Here is a 19508-nt window from a genome sequence, read left to right on the forward strand (position 1 = left end):
TAAAAACACAAACGCCACGAATCAATCGAGGCGTTTGTATTGAACCGGTTCAGTTCAGAACGTTTTCACACAGTCTGGATAAGCCGGCTTTTTCGTATCCGTCGTTCAGATGCTGAGAATCCAGTCGTAATCGACGATCAGCGGCGCATGCTGAGAGAAGCGCGGCTGGCGTGGCAAGCGGGCGCTACGCACGCTGCGGCGCATGCCCGGCGTGAGCAGTTGGTAGTCGAAGCGGTAGCCCAGGTTAAGCATTTCCGCCTGCTCGTTATCCGGCCACCAGCTGAACTGGTCGCCTTCACGGCTGACTTCGCGCAGGGCATCGACATAACCCATGTTGCCAACCACCTCATCCATCCAGGCGCGCTCAGGCGCCAGGAAGCCTGGTGATTGCTGGCAGTCGCGCCAGTTCTTCACATCCATCTTCTGGTGCGCTACGTGCAGCGAGCCGCAATAGATGTACTCGCGGCGCTTGCGCCGTTGCTTGTCCAGATAATGGGTGAAGTCGTCCATGAACTTGAATTTCTGATTCAAGCTCTCGTCACCGTCCCGCCCGCTTGGCAGCAGCAGGGTGGCGATACTTACCTTGTCGAAATCGGCCTGCAGGTAGCGCCCGTAGCGATCGGCCATCTCGAAGCCGAGGCCGCTGATCACCGCCTTGGGTTGCAATCGCGAGTAGAGCGCCACGCCACCTTGGCTGGGCACTTCACCGTCGCATGCATAGAGGAAATAACCATCCAACTGGAAGGCTTGGTCGTCCATTTCAAAGGCGGAGGCACGGGTGTCTTGCAGGCAGATCACGTCGGCATTCTGGGCTTGCAGCCAGCTGAGCAGACCTCGCTCGGCCGCAGCCTGAATACCATTCACGTTCACACTGATGATCCGCATAAATGGCCCCCAAAAACACGTGCGTGTATGATACCCGAGCTCACCAGCATTAGCTAAATTCCTAGCCAAATCCGTGCCGTCCGGGACTTTTCATGCAAGCGTACCAGCGCGATTTCATTCGTTTTGCCATCGAGCGCGGGGTTCTGCGTTTTGGCCAGTTCACCCTCAAGTCCGGGCGCACCAGCCCCTATTTCTTCAACGCCGGCCTGTTCGACAGCGGTCTGGCGTTGGCGCAGCTGGGGCGTTTCTACGCCGCAGCCATCGTCGACAGTGGTATCGACTTCGATGTGTTGTTCGGCCCGGCCTACAAAGGCATTCCTTTGGCAGCGACCACTGCCGTGGCACTGGCCGAACATCATCAGCGCGATCTGCCTTGGTGCTTCAATCGCAAGGAAGCTAAGGATCATGGCGAAGGCGGTACCCTGGTCGGTGCGCCACTCAAGGGCCGTGTGTTGATCGTCGATGACGTGATCACCGCCGGTACCGCGATCCGCGAAGTGATGCAGATCATCCAGGGCCAAGGCGCACAGGCTGCCGGCACCTTGATCGCGCTGAACCGCCAGGAGCGGGGTCAGGGCGAGCTGTCCGCAATCCAGGAAGTCGAACGCGATTTCGGCATGCCCGTAGTGAGCATCGTGTCACTCGAACAGGTACTGGAATATCTGGCAGGGGATGCTGAACTGAAGCAATATCTGCCGGCTGTCGAAACCTATCGCGCCGAGTACGGAATCTAGCCCTAGCACAAGGTAGTCCTGATGCCTGCACCGTTCCTGACCCGCTGTACGCTGCTCTGTAGCTTGCTACTGCCGCTGTCTGGAGTGGCTGCCGAGCTGTATCGCTACGTTGATGACAAGGGCGTGACGGTGCTCAGTCGCCAGGGTGTGCCGCCTGAGTTCATCGGCAAGGGTTATGAGGTACTCAATGATCAGGGTCGTGTCGTGCGAGTTATCGCGCCGGCCCCAACGCCTGAAGAGTTCGCCCGTATGCAGGCGGACAAGGCTCGCGCCAGCAGTGATGCCCAACTGCTGCGGCTGTACGCCAATCTCGATGATGTCGACCGTGCTCGCGAGCGCAAGCTGGCCGAGCTCGACAGCGTCACCAGCGTCGCTCGCGGCAACCTGCAGTCGGTGCGTACCCAGCAAGCCAACCTGCAGAGCCAGGCCGCCGACCACGAGCGTGCCGGGCGCCAGGTCCCGGAGCACTTGCTAGCGCAGATCAATAACCTCAAGGAAGAGCAGCAGCGTCTGCAGCGTGATATCGCCCGCTACAAGGAGATCCGCACTCAAGCCGAGGCTGGTTTCGCCGCTGATCGCGCGCGCTTGGCCGAGTTGTTTGGCGAGCCGCAGCGTAAACCCTGATCTTCACCTCTGCGGCGCAACCGTCTCGAAATTCTCGATCTTTGCCGTGAGTCACTGCGGCAGTGATGCACCGCTTTGTTTGCCAGGCCCTCTCCCGCCCTGCGGGCACCCTCTCCCGCAAGCGGGAGAGGGTCATCAGAAGGCCGCGTAGCGGCCGCTGCTAAGGGCGCTTGCGGTTGCTGATCATGGTGCCGTTGCCGACATCGGTGAAGATTTCCAGCAACACGGCATTGGGTACACGACCATCGATGATGTGCGAGCTGGTCACGCCACCCTGCACCGCTTCCAGTGCGCATTTGATCTTCGGCAGCATGCCGCCATAGATGGTGCCGTCGGCGATCAGTTCGTTGACTTGCTCGGTGTTCAGGCCGGTGAGCACCTCACCCTGCTTGTTCATCAGGCCGGCGATATTGGTCAGCAGCATCAGCTTCTCGGCTTTCAGCGCTTCGGCCACCTTGCCGGCCACCAGGTCGGCGTTGATGTTGTAGGACTCGCCATCCGGGCCGACGCCGATGGGCGCGATGACCGGGATGAAATCGCCCTTGACCAGCATGTTGAGCAGGTCGGTGTTGACCCCGGTGACCTCGCCGACATGGCCGATGTCGATGATTTCCGGCTGGGTCATCTCCGGCGTCTGGCGGCTGACCTTGAGCTTGCGCGCGCGGATCAGGCCAGCGTCCTTGCCGGTCAGGCCGATGGCGCTGCCACCGTGCTGGTTGATCAGGTTGACGATGCTCTTGTTGACCTGGCCGCCCAGCACCATTTCCACCACGTCCATGGTGGCGGTATCGGTGACACGCATGCCATCGATGAAGTGGCTTTCGATGGACAGCCGCTTGAGCAGATCGCCGATCTGCGGGCCGCCGCCGTGCACCACCACCGGGTTGATGCCGACCGCCTTCATCAGCACGATGTCGCGGGCGAAGCCCTGCTTGAGTTCCTCGCTCTCCATGGCGTTGCCGCCGTACTTGATCACCAGGGTCTTGCCGACGAAGCGGCGGATGTAGGGCAGGGCTTCGGACAGTACCTTGGCTACCTGGGCGGCGGCGTCACGCTCGAGGGTCATGCAGGGGGCTCCTGGAACAATCGGTCAAAAGGGTAGTTGCAGGTCGGGGGCGACCTTGAGCAATTGGGTGCGGAAGACATCCTGGATACGCTCCAGCTCTTCCTGGGTGTCGGCCTCGAAGCGCAGCACCAGCACCGGCGTGGTGTTGGAGGCGCGGATCAGGCCCCAGCCCTTGGGATAGTCGACACGTACGCCGTCGATGCTGGTGATGTTCGCTTCGCCCCACTGGCCTTCGCGTTGCAGGCGCTCGATCATGCCGAACTTGGTCTGCTCGGTGACCTTGATGTTGATTTCCGGCGTGGAGATATCGCTGGGGAAGGCGCTGAATACCTGCTCGGCGTTGCGTTTTTCCAGGCTGAGAATCTCCAGCAGACGGGCAGCGCTGTAGATGCCATCGTCGAAACCGTACCAGCGCTCCTTGAAGAAGATGTGACCGCTCATCTCGCCGGCCAGCAGGGCACCGGTTTCCTTCATCTTCTTCTTGATCAGCGAGTGGCCGGTCTTCCACATCACTGGGCGACCACCGTAGCCGCTGATCAGCGGGGTCAGACGACGTGTGCATTTGACGTCGAAGATGATGTCGGCGCCGGGGTTGCGCGAGACCACGTCCTTGGCGAACAGCATCAGGAGGCGATCCGGGTAGACGATGTTGCCGGTATTGGTCACCACGCCGACGCGGTCACCATCGCCGTCGAAGGCCAGGCCCAGGTCGGCATTCTCGGATTTGACGCGTGCAATCAGGTCGACCAGATTCTCCGGCTTGCCTGGGTCCGGGTGGTGGTTGGGGAAGGTGCCGTCTACTTCGCAGAACAGCGGAATCATGCTGCAGCCCAGGGCTTCGATCAGTTGCGGGGCGATCACGCCAGCGGCGCCGTTGCCGCAGTCCACCACCACCTTGAGCGGCTTGGCCAGGGCGATGTCGTCACGGATGGTCTTGAAGTAGCGCGGCAGCACATCGACCTGCTGCACGCTGCCGACGCCTGTGGCCAGGTCGTTGTTGTCCAGGCGGGTCTTCAGCGCGAGGATCTGCTCGTTGGCCAGGGTGTCGCCAGCGATGATGATCTTGAAGCCGTTGTAATCCGGCGGGTTGTGGCTGCCAGTGAGCATTACGGCCGAACGGCCTTCCAGTACGTTGGCGGCGAAGTACACCACCGGGGTCGGCACCATGCCGATATCGGTGACTTCGCAGCCGCAGTCGAGCAGACCTTGTACCAGTTGCTGCAGCAGTTCGGGGCCGGAGAGGCGGCCGTCACGGCCGACGATGACCTTGGACTCGCCCTGAGCCAGGCTCTGCGAGCCGATGGCGCGGCCGATCCAGTAGGCGTATTCGGCGGTCAAGGTGTCGCCCACCACGCCACGGATGTCGTAGGCGCGGAAAATATCGGCGGGAAGTTTCGGGGCGCTTTGGCTAGTGCTCATTGCGGGGCTCTGCTCCAGTCCCAGGAGATCCTGGTCTTCATCGAGAATGTCGATATCGAGGATATCGGTGTCCTGAAACAGCGGGTCGACCAACTCGGCTGGCTTGGCTGCCGGCTGAACGGCGGGGGCCGCGGCTGTTCCTTTAGCGGGGGTACTGCTGCCTTCAGCGCTACTGCGGCGCGGTAATCGTGCCAGGCTTTGGGCCAGCGCATCGAGCGCCGGAATGCTGAGGCTGAAGGCTTTGACGTTCTTACCCGCAGAGAGTTCTTTGAGCATTTGCCCAAGCTGCTGGGCGTCGAGATTGACGCGCCGCTGCAGCGCACCCTGAACCAGGATCATGCCGATCAGGGCGCCGCCCACTGCAAGCAGGAACGCGAGGCCGAGCATTGCCGGAGCGATGCTGCCTTGAGTCAGGCTGGGGCCGGGGGTGAAGCTGATCTTCCAGTAAGGGTTACCGGTAGAGAAGGTCTGCGCAGCGGCAGCGTCGCCTGCCTGGCCGCGCTGTAGGAGCACTTGTGCCGGCGTGTTGGCGAACTGCTGCACCAGCTGCACCTGGCCATACTCGGCGGGTAGCGCCGGCAAAGCTGCGAGTACGCGCTGCAGGTCAAAGGCCAGCAGCAGCGTACCCTGGGCCGGCTGGCTCTCACTCAGGCGCAGCGCCACGGCGCTATAGGCCAGCCAGCGCTCACCCACACGATAGGCTTCGGTGGCGGCTTGCTGACCGCTTTCAGTGCGGCGCAGCATATCCAGACCGGCGAAGTTCATCGGCGCGGCACGGGAGGTGTTCTGTACCGCTTCGCCGCGGCGATTGAGGTGGGCATCGATCACGCCGTCCCAGTAGCCCAGGCGCCGTTCGGCTTCGCTGACCCGCAGGTTGTCGCCGCTCTGCAGTGCTTGCAACAGCTCAGGGTTGCGAGCCGCGGCGAGGCTGTCGGCCTGCAATTGCTTGAGCGCCTGCTGCACGGCAGCGGCCTGGCTGGTGCCGATGGCCTGCACCAGCTCTGCCTGGCGTGCCTGGCTGCTGCTGTTGTCGGCAAACCACAACAACGCGGCGCCTGCGGCCCCGCCGATCAGGGCAGCCAGCAGGCCGGGTAGCAGTGCGCCCAGCGAGGGGTTCGCCGTTTTGCCCTTGGGCTTGCTCGGCACCAGGCTGGCAGCCGTGTCGGCTTCCTTGGCAGTACGCTTGAAGAGTTTCACGTGGGTGCTCCTCGGCGGGTCGTCCTGTGGGGTGTGAATCAGTGGCTACCGGAGTGGCCGAAGCCGCCAGCACCACGTTGGGTCTCGTCGAACTGCTCGACCAGCTCGAAATGCGCCTGCACCACCGGTACCAGCACCAACTGCGCGATGCGCTCGCCGATGGCGATGGTGAAAGGCGTCTGGCCGCGGTTCCAGCACGACACCATCAGCTCGCCCTGGTAGTCCGAGTCGATCAGGCCGACCAGGTTGCCGAGCACGATGCCGTGTTTGTGGCCGAGGCCCGAACGCGGCAGGATCATCGCCGCCAGGCCTGGGTCGCCGATGTAGATCGACAGGCCGGTGGGAATCAGCACGGTCTGGCCTGGCTCGAGGACGATCTCTTCCTTGAGCATGGCGCGCAGGTCGAGGCCGGCGGAGCCCGGTGTGGCGTATTGCGGCAGCGGGAATTCCTGGCCGAGGCGAGGGTCGAGGATCTTGGCTTGCAGAGCGTGCATGGTCAGTTCTTGTTCAGTCGTTCGGCGATAAGGGTGATCAACTGGCGGGCGATCTTGCCCTTGCTGGTCTGGGCGAAGCTGGTTGGCTGCAGCCCACGGTCGATCACGGTGATGGCGTTCTCTTCACTATTGAAGCCGATGCTGGGGTTGGCCACATCATTGGCGACGATCAGATCGAGATTCTTGTCGCGCAGTTTGCGCGAGGCGTATTCCAGCAGGTTCTCGGTCTCGGCGGCGAAGCCCACGCTAAACGGGCGATCTTCGCGGCTGGCGATGGTGGCGAGGATATCCGGGTTGCGCACCATTTGCAGGAGCATCCCTTCGCCGCTGGTGGGGTCTTTTTTCAATTTGTGCTGGGCGACCACTTCTGGGCGGTAGTCGGCCACCGCGGCGGCGGCGATCAGCACGTCGCAGGGCATGGCGGCTTCGCAGGCCGCGAGCATGTCGCGGGCGCTGACCACGTCGATGCGGCTGACGCGATCCGGCGTTGGCAGGTGCACCGGGCCGCTGACCAGGGTCACGCGGGCACCGGCTTCGGCGGCAGCCTCGGCCAGGGCGAAGCCCATCTTGCCGGAGCTGTGGTTGGTGATGTAGCGCACCGGGTCGATGTTTTCCTGGGTCGGGCCGGCGGTGATGAGGATATGCAGGCCATCGAGCGCCTGGCGCTGGAAACAATCGGCGGCCAGTAGGGCCAGGTCGTTGGGTTCGAGCATGCGGCCGAGACCGACATCGCCGCAGGCCTGGCTGCCGGAGGCTGGGCCGAACAGGCGCATGCCGCGACTTTGCAGCAGTTCGAGGTTGGCCTGGGTGGCTGCGTCGCGCCACATGGCCTGGTTCATCGCCGGAGCCAGGGCAATTGGCGCATCGGTGGCCAGCACCAGCGTGGTCAGCAGGTCGTTGGCCACACCTTGGGCCAGGCGCGCGATGAGGTCGGCGGTGGCTGGCGCGATGAGGATCAGATCGGCCCAGCGCGCCAGCTCGATATGGCCCATCGCGGCTTCGGCGGCGGGGTCGAGCAGGTCGAGGTGCACAGGGTGGCCGGACAGGGCCTGCAGGGTCAGCGGGGTGATGAACTCGCGCCCGCCCTGGGTCATCACCACGCGGACTTCGGCGCCTTGATCCTTGAGTCGGCGAACCAGTTCGGCGCTCTTGTAGGCAGCAATACCGCCCCCGACGCCGACGATGATGCGTTTGCGATACAGCCGCTGCATAGGCTTGCCTTTTATAAACCGGTGGATGTGCGCCACGTGACCAACGCCTCCCCCGGCCGGCCCCGTGTAAAAAGATGGGCTACGATAGCACAGCGCCCGCAGCGGAACAGCGGGCGCCTGGCTCAATAGGGAGGTGTACATGAGCATTCGTGACTGGCCCGCGGCAGAGCGCCCGCGGGAGAAATTGCTGGAGCAGGGCGCGGCGTCGCTGACCGACGCCGAACTGTTGGCGATCTTTCTGCGTACCGGAGTGACCGGCAAGAGTGCGGTGGACCTGGCGCGCTATCTGCTGAGCGAGTTCGGCAGCCTGAGAGCGCTACTCGAAGCCGATCTGGCTGGCTTCAGCCAACACCTTGGTCTGGGCCCGGCCAAGTACGCACAGCTACAGGCAGTGCTGGAGATGTCGCGGCGCCATCTGGCCGAGCGCCTGCGTCGTGATTCAGCGCTGGAAAGCCCGCAGGCCGTGCGCGATTACCTCAAGGCGCAGCTGCGTCACGAACCGCACGAAGTATTCGGCTGCCTGTTTCTCGATGCCAAGCATCGGGTGTTGGCGTTCGAGGTGCTGTTTCGCGGCAGCATCGACAGCGCCAGCGTATATCCCAGGCAGGTGGTCAAGCGGGCGCTGGCCAACAATGCCGCCGCCGCTATCCTCACCCATAACCACCCATCGGGGGTTTCCGAGCCCAGTCAGGCCGACCGCGTACTGACCCAGCGGCTCAAGGATGCTCTGGCGCTGGTCGAGGTGCGCGTGCTCGACCACTTCATCGTTGGCGATGGTGAACCGCTGTCGATGGCCGAGCTGGGCTGGATGTAGCTGGTTCGGGTGTAGGGTGGGCTTCAGCCCACCACGATGGCGCCTTATGGTGCGATCTGCACCGAGGCGAAATCCTGTCGGCCGAACGGGCTGACCTTGTAACCCTGCACCTTCTCGCTGAGCAGGGCGAAGGCGGTGGGGTGGGCCAGCGGTAGCCACAGCGCCTGCTCCTGAATGATCTGCTGCGCCTGGTGATAGAGGCGGCTGCGTTCGTTCTGGTCGCTGCTGGTTTTACCATCAGCGATCAGCTTGTCCAGCTCCTCATCGCAAAAACGGGCGAAGTTCAGGCCTGACTCGACCGAAGCGCAGGAAAACTGCGGAGTGAGGAAGTTGTCCGGGTCGCCGTTGTCGCCAGCCCAGCCCATGAATAGCAGGTCGTGCTCGCCAGCCTTGGCGCGGCGGATCAGTTCGCCCCACTCGATCACGCGGATTTCAGCGTCGATGCCGACCTTGGCCAGGTCTGCCTGCAGCAGTTGCGCGCCGAGGCTCGGGTTGGGGTTGAGCAGGCTACCGCTGGGGCGCGTCCAGATGGTGGTCTTGAAGCCGTCAGCCAGGCCTGCCTCGGCCAGCAAGGTGCGTGCTTTTGCCGGTTCGTGCGCGTAGCCGGGCAGTTCGCTGGCGTAACTCCAGGTGTTTGGTGGGTAGGGGCCGTTGGCGGGCTCGGCGCTGCCTTCGAACACGGCCTTGACGTAGCTGGCCTTGTCGAACGCCAGGTTGATCGCCTGGCGCACCTGCGGCTTGTCCAGCGGCGCATGCTGGCTGTTTATGCCGACGAAGGCGGTCATGAAGGCGGCGGTCTGTGCGCTTTTCAGCTTGGTGTCGCCAGCGATGGCCTGCACGTCCTGCGGTTTCGGTGACAGGGCGATCTGGCATTCGCCGCGGCGCAGCTTCTGCAGGCGCACGTTGCTATCCGGGGTGATGGCGAAGATCACTCGGTCCACGCCCGGCTTGCCAGCGAAGTAGTCCGGGTTGGCGCGGTAGCGCACCACGGCATCCTTCTGGAAACGCTCGAAGACGAACGGACCGCTGCCCACCGGCGCGCTATTGAACTTCTGCGGGGTGCCGGCGGCCATCAGCTTGTCGGCGTATTCGGCGGAATAGATCGAGGCGAAGCCCATGCTCAGGGTGGCGAGGAAGGTGGCGTCGCGGCGATTCAGGGTAATGCGCACGCTATGGGCATCCGGCGCCTCGACCTTGGCGATCAGGCTAGGCCACTGCATCGACTGGGCGTGTGGGTAACCGCTGGCGGCCACCGCATGCCAGGGGTGCTGCTCGTCGAGCATGCGCTGGAAGCTGAACAGCACGTCCTGAGAATCGAGGTGGCGGCTGGGCGTGAAGTCGTCGCTGTGGTGAAATTGCACGTCGTCGCGCAGCGTGAAGTCGTAGACCAGGCCGTCGGCGGAGATCGACCAGCTGCGCGCCAGGCTCGGCAGTAGCTTGCCTTGCTCGGCGTCGAATTCGACCAGGCGGTTCATCAGCATGTCTGCCGAGGCATTGGTAGTGGTCAGCGAGTTGTACTGCACCACGTCGAAACCCTCAGGGCTGGCTTCGGTGCATATGCTGAGGGTGGCAGCCTGGGTCAGGATCGGGGTGCACAGTAGAGCAGCGAGCAACAGGCGCATGGTGAGGTCCTCATTCCTGGCGTTGACGGCAAGCTTGCAACCCTAGTCGATTTGCCGGGCGCTGAATACCTGATCGAGGCGACGAGCGGTCAAATCTTGATCAGGCCCCAACGGGCCGGCCCCCGGCGGGTCTGCTGGCCCGGGGTTGTGTTTTATCCTGCAGTTTTCCTTGTTGCTCCCAAGGCTTTCTGGTATAAAGCAGCGCTCTTTTCTAGGGGCCCGGTTCTTGCGCTATCCAGTGCGCCCGGTAAGACCCTCGAGAAACGCGGCGCCGAGCGCCAATGACATTGAGTTTAAGCGGCCAACCCATGCCGGGTTGGGCATGTGGTTTTAGAGGGCTGAGGCATGTCGAGAGTCTGTCAAGTTACCGGTAAGGGTCCGGTAACCGGGAACAACATTTCCCACGCAAACAACAAAACCCGTCGTCGTTTCCTGCCGAACCTGCAGCACCATCGCTTCTGGGTCGAGTCCGAGAAGCGCTTCGTGCGTCTGCGCGTATCTGCCAAAGGCATGCGTGTTATCGACAAGCGTGGCATCGATGTAGTGCTGTCCGAGCTGCGCGCTCGCGGCGAAAAGGTTTAAGGAGAGAGTCATGCGTGAACTGATCCGTTTGGTGTCCAGCGCCGGTACCGGCCACTTCTACACCACCGACAAGAACAAGCGCACCACCCCTGACAAGATCGAAATCAAGAAATTCGATCCGGTCGTACGCAAGCACGTGATGTACAAGGAAGCCAAGATCAAGTAATTGATCGGCTGCCTGACGAAGAAGCCCGCCTTTTGGCGGGCTTTTTTATGCCTGAGATTTTTGTCGTTGGGCAATTTCCAGGGCAGTCTGCCAATGCCGGCTGACTTCCCGTAAAGCCGCGGTTTAGACTGCGCCGTTACCATGGAGCTGACCCCTTTCTCAGGTTTGCACGGAATGCCGGCGCAAGCGCTCCCCCTTCGCTATCGTCCAGAGGCTCGCATGACCGCTTCAGCTCATAGTGTGGAAGTTCTGATCGCCGAGGCTGACCCCTGGACGTCCAACCTGTTGCAGCAGTTGGTGCTCGACGTGCGCAGTGATGCCCACGTGCTGCAGTTCAGCGATGGCCAGGCAGCACTGGCGCGCTGCAAGCGTCGCCTGCCTGATCTGGTGATCGCTGATGGCGAGCTGCCGGGGCTCGATGGTCTGGAGTTGCTGCGACAACTGCGTCGGCATCCACGTACACCGGCGCTGCCGTTCGTACTGATCAGCGGCCGCCTGGATGCCAGCAGCGTGCGGGCCGCAAGGCCACTGGCACCCAGTGCTTACCTGGGCAAACCCTTCAATGCTGAAAGCCTGCGTCAACGTCTGCTGGCACTACTGCCCTCACCAGTGGCAGCGGTAGTGGTTCGTCAGCCGCTGCTGGTCAGCGACCTGCGCGACTTTCTCGATACGGTGCGCGAAGAGGGGCAGGGTGCGCCATTGCTTAGCGATGTGCGCAATGCCGTGAGCCAGGGGTTGCAGAGCGGCGAGCAGGACCTTGGCGAGCTGGAGGCCGTGTTCGGCAGTGACCCACAGATCACCGCGTTGCTGATCGCCGCCGCCAGCACCGCCGCGCAACATCAGGGCATGCCTTGTCATACCCTGGCCCAGGCACTGCATCGTTTGGGCGTGGCGCGCACGCTGAACCTGGTGCTCGGTCTGGCTGTGCAGCGCAACGCCCAGTTGCGTGACCCGCGCCTGGCCGAGCTGGCCAGCCACACCTGGCAACAGGCGCGGCGCAGTGCCGAGCTGGCGCGCTGGCTGGCGTTGGAGCTGAAGCTGGATGCGGAGTTGTGTTACACCGCTGGCCTGCTGCACAACCTGGGGGAGCTGGCGCTGCTGCGCAGCCTGCAGGACTGGCAGGAAGCTGGCGGTGAGTTGAGCGATGAGCAGATCGCCGATGCGATGCCGCACCGCTCGGCGAGCTTCGGCTCGGCCTTGCGTATCCGCTGGCGTCTGCCCTTCGGTCTGCGCGAGTTGATCGCGGCGTTCTACGGCCTGGGCAGTGGCGTGTTCTCGCGTGAGGCACTGGTGCTCAACCTCAGCGGCTTGCTGCTGGCCCTACCGGCCAACGATGCACCTAAAAGCCTGGTCGAGGCGCGTTGCGTGCGCATGTTGCGATTGGACCCGGCGTTGCTCGAGCGCCTGCCGGCGGCCCTCTATCAGGCTTCCTGAGTGCCGTGGCGACGCGCATCGTCGGCCAGTTGCCGCAAGGGCTGCGGGCGACCAACGAAGTAGCCCTGAGCGTAGTCGATACCCAGGCGGCGCAGGCAGTCCAGGCTGGCCTGGGTCTCGACGAACTCGGCGACGGTGAGTAGCCCCAGTTGTCCGGCGATCTGGCGCATGGAGCCGACCATGGCCTGGTTGATCGGGTCGTTCTCGATGCCACTGATGAAGCTGCCGTCGATCTTGAGAATATCCAGCGGCAAGTGACGCAGATAAGCGTAGGAAGCGAAGCCGCTGCCAAAGTCATCCAGGGCGACTTTCAGCCCCTTGCTGCGTAGCTCCTCGATCCACTGGGCGGAGACGCCCAGCTCACCCAGGGCGACCATTTCCGTCACCTCGATACACAGTTTGCCGGGCGGCAAGCCGTGGTGCTGCAGTTCGTCCTGCAGCAGGCGATGGAAGGTGCAGTCGAGCAGCGAGCTGGCGCTGAGGTTGACGTTGACCTGGGCCAGTTGTGCCAGGTGCCGTGGGTTGGCTGCCAGCCAGGCGCACAGATGTTGGACGACCCAGCGGTCGATGGCGCCGAGAAAATCGTAGCGCGCCGCCGCGTCGAGAAACTGCGCCGGGCTGATCCACTCGCCGCTCTGTGGGTCGCGGTAACGCAGCAGCACTTCATAGTGCAGGCCGCTGGCCGCGTTCTGCAGCGCCTGGACCGGTTGGAAGAACAGCTCGAAATGACCGCGCTCGGTGGCCTCGCGCAGGCGGGTGATCCACTGCAGCTGGCGTTGATGTTCGAGCAGGGCGCCGTCGGCCGGGTTGAACTGCTGCACACGGTTGCGGCCCTGATGCTTGGCCAACTGGCTGGCGCTGCTGGCCCAGTTCAGCGCGGTTTCCCAGTCGCGTACGCCGGAGCTGAGCGCGAGCATGCCGATACTGGCGTGCAGGCGGAAGGGTCGGCCCTGCCAGGTGAAGACGAACTGTTCGACGGCGCGGCGCAACTGCTCGGCCTGGCTCAGCGCAGCGTCGTCATCGACTTCACGCAGGAGAATGGCGAACTCGTCGCCGCCAACGCGGGCCAGCTCGGCATGGCGCGGTAGCTGGTGCAGCAACTGGCCGGCCAGCTGTTTCAGCAACTGGTCGCCGGCCGAATGGCCGAACAGGTCGTTGACCTGCTTGAAGCGATCCAGCCCCAGCAGCAGCAGGTGGCTGAAGCGCCGTTTGGCTGCGCCGCTGAGAGTTTCCGAAAGCAGTCTTTCCAGCTCGCGACGATTCAGCAGGCCGGTCAGGGCATCGTGGGCGGCCAGCTGTTGCAGGCGTTCTTCCAGCGCCCGGCGCTCGCTGAGGTCGACCACGATGCCTTCGATGGACTCCTGATGCGGGCGCAGGTGCAGCGACAGGTAGACCCATCGGGGGCGCTGCTCGAGGTCGTACAGCTGGCATTCGCAACTGACCGCGCCGGCCTGCACGTCGAGTTGCAGCAGCAACCAGCGCCACTGAGTTTCCCCCACCAGGCTCTGCAAGGACAGCTGGCTGAGATCGTCCGGCAGGGTCTCGCTGCCAAGCAGGCGCGCCAGGCTCGGGTTGGCTTCCAGCAACTGGCCGTCGCGCTGGCAGCGGAAGATGCCTTCGCCGCTGTGGCGGAACAGCGCCTGGTACTGCTCCAGATTGTCGATGGCCTGCTCCTGGCTGCTCAGCAGCACGCGGCGTACGCGTTCCAGCTGCTTGTCGAGCAGGGCGCCGAACAGCAGCATGCTTAGCGCTGGCAGGTAGGCATACAGCGCATAGAAGCCAGCAGGTAGCGGAATCAGTCCGGCGCGGCTCAGCGGCACCAGCAGCATCAGCACCAGCGCCGCGCTCCAGCACACCAGGTAGCCGGGCGCGTAGGGGCGGCGCTGATGGACGCCAAGCACCATCAGCAGCAGTTGGTACAGCCCGGTGGCCAGGGTCAGCAGGTTGAGGGTCTGATAGGCGTGGGGGTGGTCGACGAAGACGCCGCCGAGGCTGACCAGCAAGGTGGCCGCGAACAAGACGTTGCGCAGCCAGCGCAAACGACCCAGGTGCAGGCCCAGGGCACTGGCGATGAACAGTGAGCTGAAGATCATCATCCCGGCGGTGGGCAGGTTGACCAGCAACTTGGGCAGCAGTGACCACTGCGGCCAGAGCAGGCCGGCCAGGTTGTACAGGCTGGCGTTGTACAGCGCCACGCACAACGAGGTGAGGCTGAAGTAGGCCAGTTGCGCTTCGCGCAAGGTGCTGTACTTGACCAGATAGAACAGCGCCAGGGCGAGCAGTGCACCGATCAGCAGGCCGCTCTGTAGCCAGCTGTAGGCGATCAGTTGTTGGCCCTGTGCGGCGCCGACTACCTGCAGCGGCAGGTTGATCGCCGAATGACTCTCTACGCGCAGCAGCAGGCTGTGAGGGCCTTCGCCCAGACGTGGCAGGTTGAGCAGGAACTGGGGATAGGGCTCGCCACGCTGGGCGAACGGACGTTTTGCGCCGCTGTACAGCGGGCCGAGCGGCGTGTCGCCGTCGAACAGCCAGATCTCCAGGTCATCGAGGAAGGTCTGGCCAATGATCAGTTGCAAACGTTCTGCCGGCGGTGTCTGCAACTGCACGGCAAGCCACCAGGCGCTGCGGGTGTAGCCGATGCGCGCAGTGCCGTGCACCTCTTGGCCTTCCTTGCCGATGCGCTGCAATACTTCGCTGGCGGTCAAATGGCCGCTGGGGTCTTCCAGCAGCACACTGCGCTCGATGCTCACTGGCGATACCAGGTCGGCGGCACTGAGCTTGAGCAACGGCAGCGCGTTATCCGCCCAGGCAGGTATGACGCAGGCCAGGCAGAGCAGCAATAGCAGTGAGCGAAACGGGCGGAGCATCCAGGGCGCCTCATGGCTACTACGAGGGCGCCGAAGTCCGATGGACACTGTTCTGTCTGAGGAGCGGTCGGGCGCATGTGGATTCTAGCCGACTACTGGCGTGATGATTGCGCTGCGAGTCTCATCCGTCTGGATCGCGCGACGAATGACGGCTTACAGCACGTCACAAGTTTCTTGCGGTCAACGGTTGCGGTTACGCAGGTGTAACGACACTCTCTTTGCCCGAGTGTGACTTTGCTGTGTCGTGGCAGGCGTCAGAGCCCGCAGAACGGTCTGCCCTGCTGCACGAGCATGAATTGGACTATCGAGCTTTCAAATGCTGTGCCGGACAAGTGCCGAGCCAGTACCGCGACGGATGCAATTAACGCATGACCCAGTACGACCTGATTCTGGCCGGGGCCGGCCATGCCCACCTTGGTGTGTTGCGCCGCTGGGCGTTGGTGGAGCGCCCGCCAGGCCGTATCGCCTTGCTCAGCCCGGGCCCGGAAGCCTGGTACGCCGGCATGCTGCCGGGGCTGATCAGTGGCCGTTTCAGCCCGGCAGATTGCCGCGTGGAGCTGCAGCCACTGTGCCGCGCGGCCAAGGTAGACCTGATCGAGGGCGAGATCGCTGCGCTCGATGCCGATGCGCGCATCCTGCAACTCGGCGATGGTCGTAGCCTGCAGAGCGAGTGGTTGTCGCTCAACGTCGGTGCCGGTATGGCCATTCCTCCGCAGCAGGGCGATGGCATGCAGGTGCTGGCTGCCAGACCCATCGAGCGGCTGCTCGAAGGCTGGCAGCAGTGGCAGGCCGAGCCACGCCGCATGGCGATTCTCGGTGGTGGCGCTGGTGGGGTGGAACTGGCCCTGGCGCTGGCCGACAAGGTGCCGGCGCTGGCACTGTTCTGTGGCGGATCGTTGCTCGACGGGCTGGCCCCCGGGCTGCGCCTGCGCGCGCTGGGGCATCTGCGTCAGCGTGGCGTGCAGGTTCGCGAGCATTGCCCAATCGGCCGCATCGAAGACGACTGGCTGCTCAGCGGCGATGAACCGGTGTGGCGCGGACGCCGCCTGCTGCTGGCCAGCGGTGCGCGTCCCTGGCCGTGGCTGACGGCGAGCCAACTGGCCAGCGACGCCGCCGGCTTCATCGCCATTCGTCCGACCCTACAGTGCGAGTCCCACGCGCAGATCTTCGCCGTCGGCGACAGCGCCAGCCTCGATGGCATGCGCCGCAGCGGCCGTTTCGCGGTGCGCCAGGCACCTGTACTGAGTTTCAACCTGCAGGCCGCGCTGCAGGGGCGCCCGCTGCGCCCGTATCGCGCGCAGTGGCAGAGCCTGGCCCTGCTCGCCACTGGCGACGGCGGAGCGCTGCTCGGCTGGCACGACTGGAGTGCCGGCGGGCAGCTGTACGGTCATTGCAAGGACTGGCTGGACCGGCGTTTCGTGAAACGCCATCGCATGGTGGGGTAGCCGGCCATGGAAGCCGAGGCGCAGTGCTCTTGCCGCCGTTCGCTAATGTCACCGGGTTAAGCGTCGATACAGTAGATGTGCTCCTGGCAAGGGTTGCTCTGGGGCCTTTCCGATCAGCCTGCCAGGGGCCTGACCGTCTAAATTCATGGCAGTGTGCTACCAAAGTTTTATGGTGCAGGTGCTTCCAAGCTGCTCGAATCCCGGTCATGGTGCCCGACCTGCACACGCTTATTTTTCGTCGGGCCTGTCTTACGCGTAGCCTGCTGCCCAGGTTGCGTGGGATATTCAAGGAGAGAACCCGCCGTGACCCCGTCCGCCTACAGCGCCTCGCCGCGCACCAGAACAAGAACTCTGAGGTCGGTCATGCAAGCTGCCTTTGTCCGTTCACCTGTTGCCTGTCTTCTCCACGCCCTGGGGCTGGCTGCGTTGATGCTGGTCTACCAGCAGGTGGAGCTACCGCCCTATGTCAGCGTGTTGTCTTTCCTGCTGCTGGCGCTTTGGCCCTGGCTGGGACCATGGCAGCGCCGCGACGACGGTTCGCCCGCCACGGAGCAGGTCGCCAGCGCTGACTTCGTCGAGCTCAGCCGCGGGCTGTCGCGGCATACCTGTCACAACGCGCTATCCGCAGCCAAGGTCGCCCATGCGGTCAAGCACCTGGCCGGTCGCCTGCAATCGCAGCTGACGGCGGTGCAGCAGGTCAGCCAGGCTGCCGAGGCCATCACCCATACCGAGCAGGACAGCGCCGCCCGCGCCGAGCACACCTTGAGCGCGGCCCGACATGTGCGTGATGCCAGCGCTAACGGTCAGGCCGAACTCAATCAGGCCATCGAACGCATGCAGCAACTCAGCGCGCAGACCCTGGCCAGCCGCGAGCTGATCGACGGTCTCGGCAGCCGTACCGAACAGATCGAACAGGTCACCCAGGTGATCCAGTCCATCGCCAGCCAGACCAACCTGCTGGCACTCAATGCGACCATCGAGGCCGCGCGCGCCGGTGAGATGGGTCGGGGCTTTGCCGTGGTCGCCGACGAGGTGCGCAACCTCGCTGCGCGCACTGCCAGTGCCACCGAGGAAGTCAGCCAGATGATCGCCGACATTCGCCAGCAGAGTACGGCGGTGGTCGCTCATATCCAGCGTCAGAGCGTCGAGCTGGAGCAGGCGGCGCAGCAGATAGAGACAGCCGGTAGCCGCCTGCACGGTATCGCCGACCAGGCCGAGGAAGTCGAGCAGCAGGTGGCGCAGATCAGCGCAGGCACGGCGGACAACCACCAGCGCCTGGCGAGCCTGTCGGCTGCCGCCCTGCAGTTGCAGGACGACGTGCAAGGCAGCGAAGGGCAGACGCGGCAACTGGCCGACGCGGCTGAACAATTGGTCGGCCAGGCCGAGACGGTCAGCGAGCAGCTCGCCGAAGTGGGCCTGGATGATTACCACCAGCGCGCCTTTGACCTGGCCCGCGAAGGCGCCGCTGCCATTGCGGCGCAGTTCGAGCAGGACCTGCAGGCCGGTCGCATCAGCCTCGACGACCTGTTCGACCGTCGTTACCAGCCGATCGCCGGCACCCAGCCGCAGAAGTACCGCACGCGCTTCGATCAGTACGCCGACCAGGTGCTGCCGGCGTTGCAGGAGCCCTTGCTCAAGCGCCATGAAGGGCTGGTCTTCGCCATTTCCACCACCCCGGAAGGCTACGTGGCGACCCACAACGCCGCGTTCAACCATCCGCCCAGCGGCGACCCGGCGGTGGACGCGACCCGCAGCCGCGGCAAGCGCCTGTTCAACGACCGCACCGGCATCCGCTGCGGCAGCCACAAGCAGGCGCTGCTGCTGCAGACCTACATGCGCGATACCGGCGAGCTGATGCACGACTTGTCAGTGCCGATCATGGTGCAGGGCAAGCATTGGGGCGGTTTGCGTCTGGGCTACCGGCCGGAGCCGTAGGGCTCGCGCCGCTATCTATCGTGCAGTGAAGGCCGGTGCGCACGGCGCACCCTGCGGGGCGGCGTCGGTTAGTCGGTGGATTGTTTAGTCAGCGCACAACCAAGCGTATGAAAAACCCGATTTAACGCACCTCAAACCCTGTGCGACGCTGCCAAACCATGATCTCCCTGGCCTGCCAAGTCCATGTTCCGCTGTACCGCGCTCCCGCGCGGCGGCGCTTGTTGGAGCGGTTAAACCCGCTGCTGACGATCATTCTCGCCTTCTGGGCGCTGTGGCATTGCCGCCACGCCCGCCCGCCGGACGCCGTCCCCGCCCGCTGAATACCGATGGCTGCGCCATGCCCGCAGCCGCTGCTATCACCTTGTCTGCCTGCGCAACCTGTTCACGAATCGAACGGGCCGTGCGGACACCGAGCGCCGAACTGGCGCAAGCGAGCGCAACATGACGACTTTCGCCACCGTGCAGGAAGCTCAGGACTTCCTGGCGAACAATCCCGATATCGAGCTGATCGAGCTGTTCATTCTCGACGCCAATGGCGTGCCGCGTGGCAAGCTGCTGCACCGCGAGGAATTGCTGGCGCTGTACCAGAGCGGCCGGCCGCTGCCGAGCACCATGCTCGGCCTGTCCATCCAGGGCGAGGATGTCGAAGATTCCGGCCTGGTCTGGGAGGTGGGCGATATCGATTGCCGCGCCTATCCGCTGCCCGGCAGCCTGGTGCGCCTGCCCTGGCGGCAGATGCCCACCGCCGCCGTGCAGGTGTCGATGCACCCGACCGAAGGCCTGCCGGCCACGCCGGCCGATCCGCGTCAGTTGCTGATCCGCGTGATCGAGCAGCTCGAAGCCGAGGGGTATTACCCGGTGATGGCCTGCGAGCTGGAGTTCTATCTGCTCGACCAGAAGCGTGATGCCGAGGGGGGGGCCCCCCCCCCGCCGGGGGCCCCCCCGGGGGCCCCCCCCCCCCCCCCCCGCGGAGGGCCGCGGGCGCGGCGGACACCGAGGCCCGCCCCGGCGCC

At 64.2% G+C, this 19508-nt stretch carries 15 protein-coding genes and 1 pseudogene; 9 read left to right on the forward strand and 7 right to left on the reverse strand.

Annotated elements, in window-relative coordinates; genetic code table 11:
* Window positions 1-105: 105 nt before the first annotated feature.
* Window positions 106-885: an exodeoxyribonuclease III gene (locus EGJ86_RS23730; protein WP_061238319.1), complete on the reverse strand. Its 780-nt coding sequence runs from the start codon at window positions 883-885 to the stop codon at window positions 106-108.
* A gap of 92 nt (window positions 886-977) precedes the next feature.
* On the opposite strand from EGJ86_RS23730, the gene pyrE reads away from it, so the two are divergent.
* Window positions 978-1619, forward strand: coding sequence for an orotate phosphoribosyltransferase (gene pyrE / locus EGJ86_RS23735; RefSeq protein WP_099526712.1), 642 nt, complete (start codon window positions 978-980; stop codon window positions 1617-1619).
* Window positions 1620-1640: 21 nt separating this feature from the next.
* Window positions 1641-2243: a DUF4124 domain-containing protein gene (locus EGJ86_RS23740; protein ID WP_125836854.1), complete on the forward strand. Its 603-nt coding sequence runs from the start codon at window positions 1641-1643 to the stop codon at window positions 2241-2243.
* 160 nt (window positions 2244-2403) lie between these two features.
* Here EGJ86_RS23740 and argB read toward each other — a convergent pair whose 3' ends face one another.
* From argB to coaBC, 4 genes are all read right to left on the reverse strand, one after another.
* Entirely contained in the window at window positions 2404-3309 is a 906-nt protein-coding gene (argB, locus tag EGJ86_RS23745) for an acetylglutamate kinase (protein ID WP_041980395.1), read from the reverse strand.
* Window positions 3310-3333: 24 nt separating this feature from the next.
* Window positions 3334-4728 carry a phosphomannomutase/phosphoglucomutase gene (gene algC / locus EGJ86_RS25230; protein ID WP_218565897.1) on the reverse strand — a complete coding sequence of 465 codons (1395 nt, stop codon included), beginning with the start codon at window positions 4726-4728 and terminating at the stop codon, window positions 3334-3336.
* A gap of 1235 nt (window positions 4729-5963) precedes the next feature.
* Entirely contained in the window at window positions 5964-6419 is a 456-nt protein-coding gene (dut, locus tag EGJ86_RS23755) for a dUTP diphosphatase (protein WP_074682220.1), read from the reverse strand.
* A gap of 2 nt (window positions 6420-6421) precedes the next feature.
* Window positions 6422-7630 carry a bifunctional phosphopantothenoylcysteine decarboxylase/phosphopantothenate--cysteine ligase CoaBC gene (coaBC, locus tag EGJ86_RS23760; RefSeq protein ID WP_106735142.1) on the reverse strand — a complete coding sequence of 403 codons (1209 nt, stop codon included), beginning with the start codon at window positions 7628-7630 and terminating at the stop codon, window positions 6422-6424.
* 139 nt (window positions 7631-7769) lie between these two features.
* Here coaBC and radC point away from each other — a divergent pair, with 139 nt between their 5' ends.
* Complete coding sequence (radC, locus tag EGJ86_RS23765; protein WP_036998803.1) at window positions 7770-8444, forward strand: DNA repair protein RadC; 675 nt, start codon at window positions 7770-7772, stop codon at window positions 8442-8444.
* A 44-nt stretch (window positions 8445-8488) separates the two neighbouring features.
* Here radC and EGJ86_RS23770 read toward each other — a convergent pair whose 3' ends face one another.
* Window positions 8489-10066 (reverse strand): ABC transporter substrate-binding protein, encoded by a 1578-nt coding sequence (locus EGJ86_RS23770; protein ID WP_125836856.1) that lies wholly within the window; start codon window positions 10064-10066, stop codon window positions 8489-8491.
* 345 nt (window positions 10067-10411) lie between these two features.
* On the opposite strand from EGJ86_RS23770, the gene rpmB reads away from it, so the two are divergent.
* The 3 genes from rpmB to EGJ86_RS23785 all read left to right on the forward strand — a co-directional run bounded on the left by rpmB (window position 10412) and on the right by EGJ86_RS23785 (window position 12248).
* Window positions 10412-10648, forward strand: coding sequence for a 50S ribosomal protein L28 (gene rpmB / locus EGJ86_RS23775; protein ID WP_016495372.1), 237 nt, complete (start codon window positions 10412-10414; stop codon window positions 10646-10648).
* 10 nt (window positions 10649-10658) lie between these two features.
* Window positions 10659-10814: a 50S ribosomal protein L33 gene (gene rpmG, locus EGJ86_RS23780; protein WP_003464575.1), complete on the forward strand. Its 156-nt coding sequence runs from the start codon at window positions 10659-10661 to the stop codon at window positions 10812-10814.
* Between the two features lie 219 nt (window positions 10815-11033).
* Window positions 11034-12248: an HDOD domain-containing protein gene (locus EGJ86_RS23785; RefSeq protein ID WP_125836857.1), complete on the forward strand. Its 1215-nt coding sequence runs from the start codon at window positions 11034-11036 to the stop codon at window positions 12246-12248.
* Here the strand turns inward: EGJ86_RS23785 and EGJ86_RS23790 are convergent.
* A complete protein-coding gene (locus EGJ86_RS23790; RefSeq protein WP_125836858.1) occupies window positions 12236-15115 on the reverse strand; it encodes an EAL domain-containing protein in 2880 nt (959 codons plus the stop codon). The two genes, EGJ86_RS23785 and EGJ86_RS23790, sit on opposite strands and share 13 nt — an antisense overlap.
* Window positions 15116-15483: 368 nt before the next feature.
* On the opposite strand from EGJ86_RS23790, the gene EGJ86_RS23795 reads away from it, so the two are divergent.
* The 3 genes and pseudogenes from EGJ86_RS23795 to EGJ86_RS23805 all read left to right on the forward strand — a co-directional run.
* Window positions 15484-16560 (forward strand): FAD-dependent oxidoreductase, encoded by a 1077-nt coding sequence (locus EGJ86_RS23795; RefSeq protein ID WP_099526704.1) that lies wholly within the window; start codon window positions 15484-15486, stop codon window positions 16558-16560.
* Window positions 16561-16989: 429 nt separating this feature from the next.
* Window positions 16990-18495, forward strand: coding sequence for a methyl-accepting chemotaxis protein (locus EGJ86_RS23800; RefSeq protein WP_125836859.1), 1506 nt, complete (start codon window positions 16990-16992; stop codon window positions 18493-18495).
* A 441-nt stretch (window positions 18496-18936) separates the two neighbouring features.
* A pseudogene (locus tag EGJ86_RS23805) lies at window positions 18937-19508 on the forward strand (hypothetical protein); the annotation flags it as partial.

Source organism: Pseudomonas sp. o96-267, assembly GCF_003935465.1.
In the GTDB taxonomy this organism is placed as follows: domain Bacteria; phylum Pseudomonadota; class Gammaproteobacteria; order Pseudomonadales; family Pseudomonadaceae; genus Aquipseudomonas; species Aquipseudomonas sediminis.